This is a genomic window from Tahibacter aquaticus (genome assembly GCF_004363655.1).
Taxonomy (GTDB): Bacteria; Pseudomonadota; Gammaproteobacteria; order Xanthomonadales; family Rhodanobacteraceae; genus Tahibacter; species Tahibacter aquaticus.
Map to the genome: position 1 here is coordinate 110,922 of NZ_SNZH01000001.1, position 16,417 is coordinate 127,338.

Consider the following 16,417-nt stretch of genomic DNA (forward strand, 5'->3'; position numbering starts at 1 on the left):
TGGCGATTCAGCGCGAACCGAGGCTGATACGCCGCAGCGGCCGCCCGACCAAGTCAAGGAATTCGCCGAATACCTGCTCGGCACGCTGCTCCATTGCCGCGACTTCGGCCAGGGTGCGCGCATGGATGGCGTCGGCGTCCTGGGCCAGGCCGGCGGCGCAGAGTTCCTCGCGATACGCCGGCGTGGCCAGCCAGCGCTCGATCAGGGCCTGATTCGCTTCCAGGTGAAACTGGAAACCATAGGCATTGCTGCCGTAGCGGAAGGCCTGGTTGGCGCAGCTGTCGCTGTGCGCCAGATGTGCGGCATCGCGCGGTATTTCAAAGGTGTAATTGTGCCATTGGAACAGCGGCGCCGCCGTGCCCAGCGGCGCAAGCACCGGGTCGGCCTGGCCCTGCGCCGTGGTATTCACCTCGTACCAGCCGATCTCGGCGTCGCGCTGACGGCGTATCGGCGCGCCCAGCACATGCGCCAGCAGCTGCGCCCCCAGGCAGATGCCCAGTACGGGCTTGCCCTGGTGCAAAGCGGCTTCGATCGCATGCATCTCGGTCAGCAGGTGGGCGCGATGGGCGCGGTCTTCGACGTTCATCGGGCCGCCCAGCACGACCAGTCCTCGGTAGCGGTCCACACAGGGACTGGCCTCGGCGTGACGCTCGAAATTGACGAACTTGATGCGGTGGCCACGCTGGCGGATCAGGCGGTCCAGCGTGCCCAGCGGCTCGGCTGCAACATGCTGGAAGACGAGTAATCGGGACATGGTTCGGCGATGACGGCGGGCAGGCCACTGTAACCCAGGCCTGCGCCGCACGAGGCGCATATTCCGCCTCGCTATACCAGTACCTGCATGCCGGGCATGCTCAGCTCAACGCGGCAGCGGAAATGCGTGCGCAGCTTTTCTGCCAAGGCTTCGCGCGCGATGTCCTCGCCGTGTACCAGGTATACCGGCGCACGCGTGCCTATGGCCGCGTACCAGTCGAGCAGGCCGGCCTGGTCCGCGTGCGCCGACAGGCCGCCTACGGTATGCCGGTGCGCGTGCACGTCGATGGTGTCGCCGAACAGCTTTACGCGCTTGACACCATCGACCAGCAGCCGCCCCAGCGTGCCCTGGGCCTGATAGCCGACGAACACGATATGCGCGTCGTGCCGGCCCAGGTGATGGCGCAGGTGATGGCGGATGCGGCCGCCGTTGCACATGCCGGAACCGGCAATGATGATGGCACCGCCGCGGTGCTGGTTGATCGCCTGCGATTCGGCCACCGACTCGGTCACCTGCAGGTTGGGCAGGCGCAGCGGATGCGGCCGGCGCGCCCACAATGCGCGGGCTTGCGTGTCGAACAGTTCCTCGTGGCGCTCGTATACCGCCAGCACCTTGCCGGCCATGGGGCTGTCGAGAAAGATGCGGAAATCGCCCAGCTGCCAGTCATCGAAATGCTCGGCCATCCAGTACAGCAGTTCCTGGCTGCGTCCTACCGCAAAGGCGGGAATGACCACGTTGCCGCCGCTGTTGCGCGCCGCGGCGAAGATGCCGCCGAGTTCGGCCACGGTATCGCTGCGCGAACGATGCAGGCGGTTGCCGTAAGTGCTTTCCATCAGTACCGCGTCGGCGCCGTCGATCGCGGCCGGATCGCGCAGTATCGGCGTGCCGCGGGGGCCTATGTCGCCGGAGAACACCAGCTTGCTGCCCTTGTCCTGCCAGATCTCCACCACGGACGAACCGAGGATATGGCCCGCATCGCGCAGGCGCAGGTATACCTGCGGAAAAATCTCCAATGCCGTGTCGTACGCGAGCGGCCGGACCTGCTCCAGCGCGGCCTGCGCGTCCTTGCGCGTATACAAAGGCTGCTCGGGCTTGAGCCCCTGCTGCAGGCGTTTGAGGTTGTCACGCACAATATCGCTCTCGGCGATGGCCGCCGAATCTTCGAGCATGATGCGGCTGAGATCGGCCGTCGCCGCCTGGGCGTAGATGGGGCCGCGGAAGCCGCGCTTGACCAGCAGCGGCACGCGGCCGATATGGTCGATATGCGCGTGGCTGAGGATCAGCGCATCCAGCCGCTGCGGATCGAACGGAAACGGTTCGGCATTGCGCCGTTCGATTTCCTCGTCGCCCTGGATCATGCCGCAGTCGAGCAGGATATGCCGCGCACCGATCGTAAGCAGATGGCTGGAACCGGTCACTTCGCCGTTGGCGCCGCAAAATTGCACTTGCATGGCCACATCCTCGCTGCACGGGTGCGGCCGATTGTGCCAAATGCCCACGCCGGCCGCGCGGCGACCAAACCTTTGACACTGTAAACTGGACAGTTCCGCGCCTAGCCTGCCGTGTCGAGCTGCCGAGACTGCCCATGAATATCCGCCCGTTTTTCCGCCCGCGCCTGGCGGCACTGGCGATTACCGCCGCGCTCGCCGTGCCGGCCGCCGCCCATACCAACGAGCACGGCCTGGACCGGCGCAACTTCGACGAAAAAACCAGCGCCTGCAGCGATTTCTTCCAGTACGCCAACGGTGCCTGGCTGGCGGGCAATCCGATTCCGCCGGAATACAGCCAGTGGAGCCTCGACAACGAAATCCAGCAGCGCAACGAAGACGTGCTGCTGGCACTGCTGCAAACCGCTGCGGCCAAGCCCGAACCGGCTGGCAGCAATCAGCAGAAGATCGGCGACTTCTTCGCCAGCGCGATGGACGAAGCGGCAATCGAAAAAGCCGGGCTGACGCCGCTGGCCGCCGACCTCGCCGAGATTGCGGCGCTGAAGAGCAACGCCGAGATAGTGCCGCTGCTGCGCAAGCTGCATGCACGCGGCGACCAACTGCTGTTCGACTTCGGCCCCGAGGCCGACTTCAAGAATGCGACCCAGGTCATTGCCTATGCGACCCAGGGCGGACTCGGCCTGCCCGACCGCGACTATTATTTTCGCGACGATGCAAAGTCGAAGACACTGCTGAAGCAGTATCGCGACTACATCGCCACCGTCCTCGCCCTGAGCGGCGACACCCAGGCCGCCGCCAATGCCGAACGCGTGCTGGCGCTGGAAACACGCCTGGCCAAAGATTCGCTGGACGCGCTGGCGCTGCGCGATCCGAGCAATTTCTACCATATTCACAGTGTTGCCGAAGCCGACAAGAAGACTCCGCATTTTTCCTGGGGCGACTATTTCGCGGCACTGGGCCGGCCGGATATCCGCCGCTTTTCCCTGGCCCAGCCGGCGTTCTTCCAGGCCGTGGACACCTTGCTGACCGAACTGCCGCTGCAGCAATGGCAGGCCTATCTGCGCTTCCACCTGGCCGATGGCGCAGCACCCTACCTGTCCAAGGCCTTCGTCGATGCGTCGTTCGACTTCCACAGCAAGACCTTGCGCGGCGCACAGGTACTGAAACCGCGCTGGAAACGTGCGATCGACGCGACCAACGATGCCCTCGGCGAGGCCGTCGGCGAAAGGTATGTGGCCAAGGTTTTTCCGCCCGCGGCCAAGGCCGGTGCCGAGCAACTGGTGGAAAACTTGAAAAAGGCGCTACGTATACGCATCGGCAGACTGGACTGGATGGATGCGACCACCAAGCAGGCTGCCTACGCCAAGCTCGACACCCTGGTGAGCAAGATCGGCTACCCGGACCGCTGGCGTGACTATTCCACGCTGAAAATCCAGCGCGGCAGCTACTACGCCAACGCGCAGGCCGCATCGGCCTTCGAGGCAAAGCGCCGCTACGCCAAGATCGGCAAGCCGGTCGACCGCAACGAATGGGAAATGACGCCGCAGACAGTGAATGCGTACTACAACCCGCTGCAGAACGAAATCGTCTTCCCTGCCGCACAGCTGCTGCCGCCGTATTTCGACGCGAAGATGGACGACGCGGTCAACTACGGCGGCATAGGCTCGGTGATCGGCCATGAAATGCTGCATGGCTTCGACGACCAGGGCAGCCGCTTCGACGCCAAGGGCAACCTGGCCGACTGGTGGAGCGAAAAGGACCGCAAGCAGTTCGAGGCGCGCACCGGCAAGCTGGTCAAGCAGTACGACGACTACGTCGCCGTGGACGGTCTGCATATCCAGGGCAAGCTGACCCTGGGCGAGAATATCGCCGACCTTGGCGGCCTGCAGGTCGCCTGGGACGCGCTGCAGATCGCGCGCGCCGGCAAGCCCGGGGAAAAGATCGACGGCCTCGATGCAGACCAGCGCTTCTTCCTCGCCTTCGCCCAGGCCTGGCGCACGGCGCAGCGGCCCGAGGCGCTGCGCCTGCAAGTGCAGTCGAACGAACATGCGCCGGCGAAATGGCGGGTGCTCGGACCGGTGTCCAACCTGCCCGACTTTGCCACGGCGTTTTCGTGCAAGGCCGGCGACGCGATGGCGCGGCCGCCCGAGGGCCGCGTCGAGATCTGGTGACTTCCTGTCGCCGCCGATTCAACAAAATCCACCGTTTCCCATTTCCAACCAACCCGCCTGTGCGGGAACAGCGCCAATGAGGCATTCCATGAATTACCGCTTGCTCAAACCCCTGGCCCTCGCCGTCGGCATCGCCTGCGCAGGACTGGCCATGGCCAAGGTCGAACTGACGCGTGGCATCGATACCAAGCAGTTCGACACCAAGGTCAAGATCTGCGACGACCTGTTCGGCTACGTCAATGCCAACTGGCTCAAGGCCAATGCAATTCCGGGCGACCGCTCGACCTGGGGCAGTTTCGAGCAGCTGGACGAAGCCTCCATCGCCGCGACCCACGACATCGCCCAGGCCAATGCAGGCAACCTGGCCAAGCTCGACAGCAAATCGATCGAATACAAGATCGGTGCGTTCTACCAGAGCGGCATGGACGAAGCCGCCGTGAACAAGGCCGGCGTAACGCCGATCGGCGACTGGCTCAAGCGTATCGACGGCCTGCACACACCGGAAGAAATCGTCACGCTGCTGCACGACAGCCATAGCCAGGGCATGGGCCTGCTGTTCAACTTTGGCGGCGAAGCCGATTTCAAGAATTCCTCCATGGTCATCGCCTATGCGTTCCAGGGCGGCCTGGGCCTGCCCGAGCGCGCCTATTACCTGGAAGACGGCAAGGACGGCAGCTACAAGAAGATCCGCGATGCGTACGTGGCCTATGTCGCCCAGGTGCTGGAACTGACCGGCGTCGACAAAGCCGCCGCGGCCAAGCAGGCACAGGCTGTGCTCGCGTTCGAAAAGCGGCTGGCCACGGCCTCGCTCGCGCCGGTAGAGCTGCGCACGCCGGAAAACCAGTACAACTTCATCAGCCTGGAAACCGCGCAAAAGCAGAATCCGCATTTCGGCTGGAACAAATTCTTCGCCAGCCAGAATTTGTCCGACAGCAAGGGCTTCTCGCTGTCGCAGCCGAAATTCTTCGCCGAAGTCGACAGCATGCTGGAAAAGGTACCGGTCGCCGACTGGCAGGCCTATCTGCGCTTCCACATGATCGACGGCGCCGCACCGTATCTGAATGATGCTCTGGCCCAGGCACACTACGGTTTCCACGGCAAGACCCTACGCGGCCAGCAGGAAAACAAGCCGCGCTGGAAGCGCGTGATGGAAACCATCGACGACACCATGAGCATGGCCCTGGGCCAGCTCTACGTGGCCAAGAACTTCCCGCCGGAAGCCAAGCAGCGCGCGCAGGAGCTGGTCGACAATCTGCGTTTTGCCACCAAGGCGCGCCTGGAAAAACTCGACTGGATGAGCGCGGAAACCAAGAAAAAAGCGCTGGAAAAGTGGGCTGCGTTCACGCCCAAGATCGGCTATCCGGACGAATGGCGCAAATGGGACGGACTGAGCATCAAGCCCGACAGCTATTTCGGCAATGTCGCGGCAACGGCGAAGTTCAACCACGACTGGGACATGTCCAAGATCAACAAGCCGGTCGACCGCAAGGAATGGGGCATGCCGCCGCAGATGGTGAATGCCTCCTACAATCCGCTGCAGAACGAAATCACCTTCCCTGCAGCCATCCTGCAGCCGCCGTTCTTCGATCCCAAGGCCGACGACGCGCTCAACTACGGCGGCATCGGCGCAGTGATCGGCCATGAAATCCTCCACGGCTACGACGACGAAGGCAGCAAGTTCGACGCCAAGGGCAACCTGTCCGACTGGTGGACCAAGGAAGACCGCGAGAAATTCGAGGCGCGCACGGACAAACTGGTCAAGCAGTTCGACGACTACGTCGCGATCGACGGCCTGCACGTCAAGGGCAAGCTGACCCTGGGCGAGAACATCGCCGACCTCGGTGGACTCAACGTCTCCTACGACGCGTTCAAGCTGGCCCAGGCACGCAACAACCAGAACCCCAAGGAAAAGATCGACGGCCTGACGCCGGACCAGCGCCTGTTCATCAACTTCGCCCAGGTCTGGCGCCGCGCCTTCCGCGACGCCGAACTCAAGCGCCGCCTCAATATCGATCCGCATGCGCCGGCACAGTTCCGCGCCATCGCCACGCCATCGAACATGCCGGCCTTCGCCGAAGCCTTCGAATGCAAGAGCGGCGACCGCATGGTGCGCGACGGCGACAAGCAGGTGAAGATCTGGTAAGTGTGACTTTGTTGCAGAAATGAAAAAAGGGCGCCTCGCGGCGCCCTTTTTTGTGCGCCACGTGTCGCGGTGCCGGCTTGGATCGAGGCGGGCAGCAGGGCAATACGCAAAACGGATGATGGCGGGCTTTTGCGCGGTGGGATGAACAACGCGAATTGCACCGGCGCGGTGTCGGGCCTACCTCTACTGGCAAGCACCGTGCGGCTCAATTCGCTGCGCTCATCGCGCCCTACGCCCTACGCCCTACGCGGAGCGTCGAGGCAGCCAAGTACGGGGCGAGATCCTTGCCGGGCGGATATGCGTCGGCTTTACCTGACAGCAGTAACGGAAGGGGCGCATGCGCGCCCCTGCGGAAACTTCAGTCGACTATCGCGTGCGGGATAAAGCGCGACGTATCTCGCGTGATCAGCGTAGTGTCCTCGCGTATGCCCATGCCTGCGGCGCGGTCAGCGACGACCCAGCTGCCAATAACGGCATAGTTGCCGTCGAACTGCGGCAGAGGATGCGCGGCCTGGCGAACCCAGGGCGCGTCGTCGTAAGGGCCGGAAGCCACATGCTGGGTGCCGTCGGCCAGCAGCACGGTGACGTTGGCACCTTCGCGCGAGTACAGCGGCTTTCTGACCCAGCCCGGCGCCAGCACGCCACTGTCTCCGGTTTCGAAATGCGCTTCGAGCAGATTCGGGTGGCCGCGATGCTTTTGCCACAACAGCGGCAAAATCCCCTTGTTGCTCAGCAGCGTCTTCCACGGCGGTTCGATCAGCCGGATACCGGAACGCGGCAGCGACGGACCATAGCGGTCGGCGAAGAGAAATTCCAGCGGATAGAGCTTGAACAGTGCCTCGATGACGTAGCTGTCCATATCGGTGAATCGGCCGTCCGAGGACAGGCCTATGTCTTCGATGGCGATGGTCCTGGTCGTGATGCCGGCCTGCTCGGCGCAGTCGCGCAGGTAGGCGATGGTGCCCTGGTCTTCGAGCGAATCGCGCACGGCGGAGAAGTACAGCGGCTTGGGCAGCTCCGGCGCGATCGTGCCCAGGGTCTCGACCAGCAGGTCCTGGATCAGGTTGTACTGGTCGGCATTGTCGGGCAGCAGTCCGCGCTGCTTCTGCTCGTCCAGCCATACCCATTGGAAAAAAGCCGCTTCGTACAACGCGGTCGGCGTGTCGTAGTTGAGCTCGAACAGCTTGGCCGGGCCGTTGCCGGCGTAGGCGAGGTCCATGCGGCCGTAGAGGTGCGGATCGCGCCGGCGCCAGGATTCGGCAATCCAGTCGCGATAGGCCTCGGGCACCGCGAGCTGGTCCAGCGTTTCCTCGTTGCCGACGATGTCGTCGATCAGGTCCATCGCCATCAGGTGCAGCTCGACGGTGGGGTCTTCGATGTCCTGCTCGACCTGGGCCATGCTGAAGGCGTAATAGGCGCTTTCGTCCCAATAGGGTTCGCCATCGATGGTGTGGAACTGGAAACCCAGGCGCCGTGCGCTGTCGCGCCAGTCGGGCCGTTCCGGCAGGACTATGCGTTGCATTGCTCAGGAACCTCCGCCGCCGCCCCAGCCGCCGCGGGCGCTGGACGACGAGCCAAAACCCGAACGCGACACGGTTACGGCCCGCGTCGGCGCAGCGATGGCGCTGCGCGAAACCTTGGTCGCGCCGGTCGACTGCGCCACCGGCTGGCCGCCGGAATTGATATAGCCGCCGGAATTGCCGTAGCTGGTTCGTGAATAGTACAAAGGTTGCGATTGGTAATAATTCGGCCGACCCGCGTAGTAGCCCAGCGCATAGGCGGCCATGACGGGAATCCACTGGATGCCGGCGCCCTGGTTCACCTGCTGGCATTTGCCGCTGCCGAAGTCGGTTTCGCAGTCGCTACCGCTGGTATAGCGCGGCGCGACGCGTTCGTGCTCGGACTTGGCATGGTCGAACGCGGCCTTGCACTGGTCTTCGGTCAGGCGCGCACTGGCGACGCACTCGGTCACGTCCTTGTAGAGCACGGCGTCTTCCTGCGATTCGCAGGCGGTGAGCAGCACGGGCGCCGCGCTCATCATCAGCAGTCTTACGGTCTGGGAACGTTTCATGGTGCGGTCCTCAGTAGCTCATGCTGGCCGCATTGAGCAGGCCGACCGTGATCGACACCGCGGCAGCAAAGATGCCGGCAGCGCGTTCGTCACGAGCAATGCGGCCGGGCAGATCGGAAATCAATGCGCGCACTGCGAAGAAGGCCAGCAGCTGCACGAACAGCGCGACCACGCCCCACAGCACGCAGTCGGCCAGGCTGACCGCATGCGCGATGGCCGAATGCAACGGCAGGGCGAAGCCGATCAGTGCACCGCCAAAGGCGATGGCCGCGGCCGGCTTGTTTTCCTTGATCAGGGCGAATTCCGCGTGCGGCGTGAGGCGCACATAGACCAGACAGAACAGCAAGGTCAGGCCTATGCCGATACCGAAGTACGACAGGAAGGCGGGCACGCCATTGAGGTAGCTGACGATCAAATCCATGACAGGCTCCTTGCTTCAGGTAATGGTGAGATCGGCCTGGCTGACGTCCACGCCGACCGAGAAGGTGATGCAGTATTCATCCGGACCGTAGTCTTCGGCGCTGACGATCACGTATTCGTAGCGATCCAGGCCAGGTACCAGGCGCTGATACAGCATGGCGTAGTGGGTCAGGTCGTAGTCGGGTTCGGTAAAACTCTTGTTGTATACCTTTTCATCGAAGACGATGGGCGGCGCCCACTCGGCCGCATCCTTGTCGCCCCAGACGCGGTCGTAGCGCTGGCCGCCGAGATCGATGTACGGCGCACCGATCTGCGAACCGCGCTTGACCCATTCGTTAAACGCGGTCTGGTTGGACGGATTGCGCGTCTCGTGGAAGACGAAGAGCTTGACGTCGTCGATCTGCCCGGCGGTAGTGCTGACCTGGAGGAAGGCATCGTCAGTGAGGTAGTAGCGATGCAGGCGCGAACCGCCGCCGAGTTCCACTTCGCCCCAGGCCTCGATCAGCTGGTTGCCTTCAGGCGCAGCGAATACCAGGCGGTCGCCAGCGACGCGGAAAGGCAGGCTGTCCACGCCCACCGCGCCCTTGAGACGCAGGCCCAGCGGTCCGGGCGGCGCGCTCTGCGGCGTCTCTTCTTCCTTGGAACCAAAAATTTTTCCCAGCCAGCTCATGGCGTGCAAGCTCCCCATTTCACCTGCGTCGGATCGACGCGATGGTCGGCAATGTAATAGAGCGTCGCGCTGCCGGCGACGCGGTCGGTATCGGGCGGATTCAGGCGCGGTTCCGCGCCCAGCCCGGGCATGTAGCCGAGCAGGGTCGCACCGAGTTCGTGCTTGAAGGTGTTGAACAGCTTGCCGTAGGCCAGTCCCTGCGATTCGGCCGGCACGCGCAGGCTGAACTGGGTGGCACCGCCGGCGACCGACAGCAGCTCGGCCGCGACGGCAGCGCTGCCCGCATCCTGGGCCGCGCGCACCATCACTTCCACGTGCAGCGGTAGCACACATTCCACTTGGGGATAATGCGCTTTCAGTACGGATGCGGTATCGCTGCGCTCGAACGTGGCGACGACATGTCCCCGCGGTTTGTTGGCCAGTACCGCGAATGCAGCGGCCAGGGTGTGCTCGTCGCTGAGGGTATTGACGATGATGCGTGCCGCGGCAGCGACCGAGGCGCGCGCGTAGCCACTGGGATCGGCCAGCGAGTCCAGCCGCACGAAACGCATCTGCTCCGGCCGCGGATTCTCCATTTCTTCTACGGCGACCAGCACGATGCCTTCGTCGTCGGTGCAGCTGTCCTGGCTGAGCAGATCGACGATGCGCAAGGTATCGCGTCCCATCCAGCCCACTACGACGGTGTGTCCGCTCATGCCGGGATAGCTGTGCTTGCCCATGGCCCTGCGCCTCCAGGTATCGATCAATCCGGTCGTCGCCTTGCCGATGAACATGGCGAACAGGGTCACCGCCCCGGGCAGCAGCCAGAGTATGGCGACCCAGCGGCCGAGCGCGGTCTGCGGAGAGAAGTCGCCATAGCCTATCGTCGTCGCGGTTACGGTGTAGTAGTAGAACCAGACGGTGGGCTCGACCAGCTTTTCCTCACCGGCGAGGGTCATCAGCTCCCAGGTGACCAGGCAATGCAGCACGACCACGCCGAACAGCACGCCCCAGCTCATCAGCGCGAGATGGCGCTGGAATGTGCGCATCAGCCGTGTCAGTACCGGCATAGGCCCTCCCCCTGCCGAGGTCTTGCGTGGCGTTGCCAATGCCGCGCGCGGCATCGATTTCTACGTATCTGCAAAATCCACTAGCGCACCAGTTTCCAAAGAAACCCCGCCGCCGGTACGAGGCGGCGGGGCCGGTTTTCAGCCGTTCTTGTTCGCCACGCTGTCTGCATGCCCCAGCTGGGCGACACTGTCATGGCCCAGCGCCTTGGGCGCCGGCGTCTCGAATCGAGCCAGAATGGAATCGGCCGAGGACTCGCCCGGCACGATACCGGCCTGCGCCAGCCGCCGCTGCAGATCGCCGTCTTCGCCGGTATGCGCGGCCATTTCCTCGGCCACGGACAACTGCGCCGCACGCTCGGTCTGGCGCTGCTTGATGCGTTCGAGCGAATCGAGCGCGGTACCCAGCTTGGCACCGGTACCCGCATGCTGCGCGGCCAATGCGGCCTGGGCGCGCTGCACGCTTTCGGTCGCCTTGACCGTATCGATCTGCTGCTTCAGGCGCTGTATGACCGTTTCGGCCTGGCGCGAAGACGTCTGCAGCTTGCCGATGCTGGCATCGAACTCGCCGATGATCTTCGTTTCGGTGGCGATATCGGCTTCGATCGTGGCGAGCTTGGTCGCGACTTCCTGGGCCAGGCCGCGGTTGTCGCGCGCCAACGCTTCGCGGATGTAGTTGCTGTATTCGAGCTGCTTGGCCTTCTTGTCGGCCAGCTTGTCGTTGGCCATCTTGCGCTGCGCCATGATCTTGGCCAGATCGTCGCGCGCACGCAGCAGGGCGGTCTGGGCATCGCGCACTTCCTGATCGAGGATGCGCATGGCATTGGCGTCGACGACGGCAGTGCCCGCCTCGTGGGCGGCGCCGCGGAACAGGGTGATTATCTTGGTCCAGATAGCCATGGGGCACTCACTTCAATTGGTCGGCGAAGGCCTCGGCGGCCTGCAGGGTATTGTCGGCCAGTACGTGGATTTCTTCGACCACGGCCTGCAGCGGCGAACGGCTGGAGAGTTCGCCGAAGACGATGTAGAGGTCTTCGTCGCCGACTCGCTGCAGACCGAGATTGGACAGCGGATTGATCGGGTTGAGCCGCAGGCACGCTTCGTTGAAGGCGTTGCGGTCCTTGACCTGGCTGGCCAGGCACAACGGCGACGAGACGAAGATCTGCTCGCCGGAAACGGCCAGCTGCATGGCAAGATCGCCTTGCTCTCGCATGACGATGCTGACGGTGGCATCGACGCCGCCGACCAGGTTCAGCTCTACGCCTTCGAGATCGGCAGTGCTGTCGGAGCGCAATGCCTCGTACAGCGATTCGGTGGTCCAGGGGGTGTTCACGACGGTCCAAGCCTCCTGTGCTAGATCGTGATGTTGACGCGCTCTTAAGCAACGTATTGCGGTCGCAGTAGCGAACGAAATGCAACGCCCGCGCAGCGACCCTGCCGGCGCGGCGGCTAATCTGAGGCCAATCCGGAATCGGTACAAGTCCCCTCGATGGGACTTGCGGCGGGGCAATCATCGGTCTCTGGAGCCGATCTGCCTGTGGCACCGGCGCATGCCGTAGCGCGGGGCGCGCGCTGCGCCCTGGCCTGGCCTGCAACGCACAAAAAGAAAGCCCGGCTTGCGCCGGGCTTTCGGGTGCAGCTAGGAACGCTTGAGCTTAGCGCTGTTCGCCCAGCTCGGTGCGGCGGTTGCGCGCACGGCCTTCCTTGGTCTCGTTCGAGTCGATCGGACGCGATTCGCCGTAGCCGGTCGGGCCGGACAGGCGGCTGGCGTCGATGCCGTGCGAGGTCAGGTAGTCGTACACGATGCGCGCGCGGCGCTCGGACAGACCCTGGTTGTACTCATCGGTACCGACGGCGTCGGTATGGCCGACGACTTCGACGCGCAGGCTCGGGTTGCGCTGCAGGGTATCGACAGCCTGGTCGAGGATGGCGATCGACTCGGTGGTCGGTTCCTGCAGGGTCGGGCCGATGTTCTTCTCGCCCTTCTTGGGACGATCGAACTTGAAGTTCACGCCGCGCAGATCGATGTTGACGTTGGCCAGCGGGCAGCCGTCCGGACCAACCGTCGTGCCGGCAGCCGTGTTCGGGCAGCGGTCGTCGCAGTTGTTCACGCCGTCCTTGTCGTCATCGAGATCACGGCAGGAGGTTTCGGCCGGCTTGGACGGCGGGGTGGTGGTGCGGGTGACTTCCGTCGGGGCTACGTCGCCGCCACCGAAGTTGACCAGCAGCGCCACGCTGGCGATCGCATCGAAGAAGCCGGTGCTGTCGTCGGTGGTGTAGTGAACGCGGGAGTTGTTGTCGCGGTCATAGCGGCCAGCGAGTTCGGCGCGGAACGCCAGACGGTCGCTGAAGCTGTGCTGCACGCCGCCGCCGACGGTGAGCATCGGATCCCAGCCATTGACCTTGGTGTCGCCCAGCTGGTTGCCGGAGATGGCTGCATGACGCAGGAAGCCTACGCCACCCATCACGTACGGGCGCCAGGAGCTGCCAGCATCGCCGAAGAAGTAACGGCCGGCCACGCCGACGCCGACGTTTTCGAATTCGTGGTTGTTGCGGACCGAATCCTTTTCGAACTCGGCATTGTTATGGGTGACTTCGAAATCGACCGCGAAGTTCGGGCTGGTCCAGAAGCCGAAGCCAAGGCCAGTAAACAGGGAGGTATCGGTTTCGCGATCGCTGTCAGGAATGACGGCGCCTACGCGCGGAGCGATGTACCAGTTGCTGTAGTCCTGCGCCTGGGCCGCGCCAATGCCGCTCAGGGCCAGGGCAATCAGGGCAAACAAGCCATTACGTTTCATTCGGGATCTCCTCATTGGTGTTATCGCGCGCGTCCACTCCACCCCGCACGGACGCAAAGCTCGTTTACTTTAACAAGTAAAAGTGTCGATGGCGTGGCTTAACATTTCGGCCCAGTCCTCGGGCGGCCGGCAGTCTAGCAAAATCAACGACCTGTAACTACCGCTACGCCCGGTCATTCATCTTGCGCTCAGTACGGCCTTAACAATTCCCGCTTTATTGCGCAAACAAAGTCATGACGGCGTGAACCGGGCTTGCCTCGAAGCGAGGCGTGTCGCGGCTTAGCGCCAGAATCTGCTCGCAGCGGCGCGCCGGCAGCTGCCCGGCAATCGCGTCCCCGAACTTTTCCCACAGGACAGGAATGCCTTCGGCACGGCGCTTGCGATGCCCGATGGGATAGTCGACCGAGACCTTGGCAGTGCAGCTGCCATCCTTGAAAAACACTTGTACCGAATTGCCGATGTAGCGCTTCTGCGCATCGGAATAGTCACGGGTGAAGTCCGGATTTTCCTTGACGATCATCAAGTTACGTAGCGCATCGATGCGCGGGTCGGCGGCTATGGCATCGCTGTAGTCGGCCGCCTCTAGGCGGCCGAAGATCAGCGGTATCGCAACCATGTACTGCAGGCAGTGATCGCGATCGGCGTAGTTCGCCAGCGGTCCGGTCTTGTCGATGATGCGCAGGCCGGCCTGCTGGGTTTCCAGCGCGACGTGCTCGATCTGATCCAGTTTGCCGGCAACCACGGAATGCAGCTGCAGCGCGGCTTCGACGGCAGTCTGGGCATGGAATTCGGCCGGGAAGCTGATCTTGAACAACACGTTTTCCATCACGTACGTACCGAACGGGCGCTCGAATTCGAACGGCTTTCCGCCGAAGGCGACGTCGTAGAAACCCCAGGTCGGCGCGCTCAGCGCCGAGGGGTAGCCGACACAACCTTTTACGGCATTCAGTGCATGGATGACCGCGCGGCGACAGGCATCGCCGGCTGCCCAGCTCTTGCGCGGGCCGGTATTCGGCGCATGCCGGTAGGTGCGCAGCGCGCCGTTGTCGATCCAGCTGTGGCTGACTGCCGCGACAATGTCGCGCTTGCTGCCACCCAGCATGTGCGTGACGACAGCTGTCGAGGCCAGGCGTACCAGGATCACGTGGTCCAGGCCGACGCGGTTGAATGCATTCTTCAGCGCATAACAGCCCTGGATCTCGTGGGCCTTGATCGCGGCGGTCAGCACGTCCCGGATCGTCAGTGGCGCCTTGCCATCGGCCGCGCGCGTCCGACTGAGCCAGTCGGCCACGCCGAGGATGGCGCCGAGATTGTCCGAGGGGTGGCCCCATTCGGCCGCCAGCCAGGTGTCGTTGAAATCCAGCCAGCGTACTTGTACGCCGATGTTGTACGCGGCCTGGGCCGGATCCAGCTCGTGGCCCGTACCCGGTACGCGGCTTCCCCCGTGCAGCACCGCGCCCGGCACCAGCGGCCCCATGTGCTTGACGCATTCGGGGAATTTCAGCGCCAGCATGGCGCAGGCCAGCGAGTCCAGCAGCATCAGGCGCGCGGTGTCGTAGGCCTCTTTCGAGTCGACGATGTAGTCGGCCACATAGTCGGCGATGTCGACCATAGCCTGGTCGGGCTCGGGCCTCTGGGCCGAGCGGAGGTCGGGCTGAGTCATGCAATACCCCTTCGGGAAACGGCAGGGAACCCACCTTACTGCGCCGCAAGCATGCACCGGACCGGCACCAGACAATACGCATCCGCTTGGTGGTCAAGTGTCAAATTCCCTCTACGACGCTTGACCTTGTGCGCGCCAACCGCTACTTATCGCGAATCGAAGGGGAGTAGCTCCTCGCGCGCAGATCGTCATCACGGGCTTCACGCCCCGGTCGCGCGGCTGACGTAACCTGTTATTCCGGTGACGCAGTGAGCAAGACCTTCGCCGGACACGGCGAAGTCTTGCCTGCATTTTCTGCGCGTGTCCGTGTGCCCAGCCAGACACTACAACCCGGGGTTTTCATGGAATTTCTGTCGCCAGACTTCTTCACTGCGCTGTTCGCCATCGTACTCATCGACCTGGTTCTGGCCGGCGACAACGCGATCGTGATCGCGCTGGCCGCCCGCAGCCTGCCCAAGGACCTGCAGAAAAAAGCGATCTTCTGGGGCACGGTCGGCGCCATCGGCGTACGCACCTTGATGACCCTGGCGGTAGTCTGGCTGCTGCACTTCCCTGGCCTGATGCTGGCCGGCGGCCTGCTGCTGATTCCCATCGCATTGAAGCTGCTCAGCGAAGACAAGCACGACGACGAACACGAAATCAGCAAGGTCAGCGGCTTCTGGGGCGCCATGCGCACCATCATCATCGCCGACGCGCTGATGGGTCTGGACAACGTGCTCGGCGTGGCCGGCGCGGCCCATGGCAATTTCGTGCTGGTGGTGATCGGCCTGCTGATCTCGATACCGATCGTGGTCTGGGGCAGCACCATCATTCTCAAGCTGGTCGATCGCTATCCGGTCGTGATCTATATCGGCGCCGGCGCGCTGCTGTGGACTGCCGGCAAGATGATCATGCACGAGAAGTTCGTCGCCAACTGGACCGGCGGCAATCTGGCCATCGAGCTGGCCGTCTACGCCGTGATCATCTTCGGCGGCCTGGGTTTCGGCTTCGTGCGCGAAAAGCAGCGCAAGGAAAAGCGCCTGGCCAGAAAAGCGGCCCTGCCAACCGACCCGGTCTGAAACAGCGGCAAACGCGTTACCGAAACGGGCCGGCCATGCCGGCCCGTTTCTTTTTGCACGACCAGGCAAACTCTGCACAAGTCGGAATTCTCCCGGCGTCGACAGCCTGCCGTCTCGACGAACGGCCAGGCTCTTGCGGCGCAGCGGCCGATCCGCCCGGCGCGGAACTGGCGTC

The 16,417-nt window shown here is 63.6% G+C and carries 14 protein-coding genes; 3 read left to right on the forward strand and 11 right to left on the reverse strand.

The window, feature by feature from the left end; genetic code table 11:
- Nucleotides 1–7: 7 nt before the first annotated feature.
- Complete coding sequence (locus DFR29_RS00405; RefSeq protein WP_166653782.1) at nt 8–754, reverse strand: type 1 glutamine amidotransferase; 747 nt, start codon at nt 752–754, stop codon at nt 8–10.
- A gap of 71 nt (nt 755–825) precedes the next feature.
- On the reverse strand, nt 826–2,205 hold the full coding sequence (locus tag DFR29_RS00410) for an MBL fold metallo-hydrolase RNA specificity domain-containing protein (protein ID WP_133816579.1): 1,380 nt from the start codon (nt 2,203–2,205) through the stop codon (nt 826–828).
- Between the two features lie 134 nt (nt 2,206–2,339).
- Between DFR29_RS00410 and DFR29_RS00415 the strand changes: the two genes are divergently transcribed.
- Nucleotides 2,340–4,373, forward strand: a complete 2,034-nt coding sequence (locus tag DFR29_RS00415; RefSeq protein WP_133816580.1) for a M13 family metallopeptidase — start codon at nt 2,340–2,342, stop codon at nt 4,371–4,373.
- An 88-nt stretch (nt 4,374–4,461) separates the two neighbouring features.
- A complete protein-coding gene (locus tag DFR29_RS00420) occupies nt 4,462–6,516 on the forward strand; it encodes a M13 family metallopeptidase (protein ID WP_133816581.1) in 2,055 nt (684 codons plus the stop codon).
- A gap of 358 nt (nt 6,517–6,874) precedes the next feature.
- On the opposite strand, the gene DFR29_RS00425 is transcribed toward DFR29_RS00420, so the two are convergent.
- From DFR29_RS00425 to DFR29_RS00465, 9 genes are all read right to left on the reverse strand, one after another.
- On the reverse strand, nt 6,875–8,038 hold the full coding sequence (locus tag DFR29_RS00425; RefSeq protein WP_133816582.1) for a glutathionylspermidine synthase family protein: 1,164 nt from the start codon (nt 8,036–8,038) through the stop codon (nt 6,875–6,877).
- A 3-nt stretch (nt 8,039–8,041) separates the two neighbouring features.
- On the reverse strand, nt 8,042–8,587 hold the full coding sequence (locus DFR29_RS00430; RefSeq protein WP_133816583.1) for a DUF1190 domain-containing protein: 546 nt from the start codon (nt 8,585–8,587) through the stop codon (nt 8,042–8,044).
- Between the two features lie 10 nt (nt 8,588–8,597).
- Entirely contained in the window at nt 8,598–9,008 is a 411-nt protein-coding gene (locus tag DFR29_RS00435; RefSeq protein WP_133816584.1) for a DUF350 domain-containing protein, read from the reverse strand.
- Between the two features lie 15 nt (nt 9,009–9,023).
- Nucleotides 9,024–9,677 (reverse strand): DUF2491 family protein, encoded by a 654-nt coding sequence (locus DFR29_RS00440; RefSeq protein ID WP_166653783.1) that lies wholly within the window; start codon nt 9,675–9,677, stop codon nt 9,024–9,026.
- Complete coding sequence (locus DFR29_RS00445) at nt 9,674–10,726, reverse strand: potassium channel family protein (RefSeq protein WP_166653784.1); 1,053 nt, start codon at nt 10,724–10,726, stop codon at nt 9,674–9,676. Before DFR29_RS00445 ends, DFR29_RS00440 begins: the two co-directional genes overlap by 4 nt.
- 138 nt (nt 10,727–10,864) lie before the next feature.
- On the reverse strand, nt 10,865–11,623 hold the full coding sequence (locus DFR29_RS00450; protein ID WP_133816587.1) for a PspA/IM30 family protein: 759 nt from the start codon (nt 11,621–11,623) through the stop codon (nt 10,865–10,867).
- Between the two features lie 7 nt (nt 11,624–11,630).
- The gene (locus DFR29_RS00455; protein WP_243745917.1) at nt 11,631–12,056 is read right to left on the reverse strand and encodes a YjfI family protein; all 426 of its coding nucleotides are present in this window, start codon (nt 12,054–12,056) and stop codon (nt 11,631–11,633) included.
- Between the two features lie 322 nt (nt 12,057–12,378).
- Nucleotides 12,379–13,521 carry an OmpA family protein gene (locus tag DFR29_RS00460; protein WP_133816588.1) on the reverse strand — a complete coding sequence of 381 codons (1,143 nt, stop codon included), beginning with the start codon at nt 13,519–13,521 and terminating at the stop codon, nt 12,379–12,381.
- Nucleotides 13,522–13,735: 214 nt separating this feature from the next.
- Nucleotides 13,736–15,184 carry a bifunctional 2-methylcitrate dehydratase/aconitate hydratase gene (locus DFR29_RS00465; protein WP_133816589.1) on the reverse strand — a complete coding sequence of 483 codons (1,449 nt, stop codon included), beginning with the start codon at nt 15,182–15,184 and terminating at the stop codon, nt 13,736–13,738.
- A gap of 341 nt (nt 15,185–15,525) precedes the next feature.
- On the opposite strand from DFR29_RS00465, the gene DFR29_RS00470 reads away from it, so the two are divergent.
- Entirely contained in the window at nt 15,526–16,242 is a 717-nt protein-coding gene (locus DFR29_RS00470; protein ID WP_133816590.1) for a TerC family protein, read from the forward strand.
- The last annotated feature ends 175 nt before the right edge of the window (nt 16,243–16,417 follow it).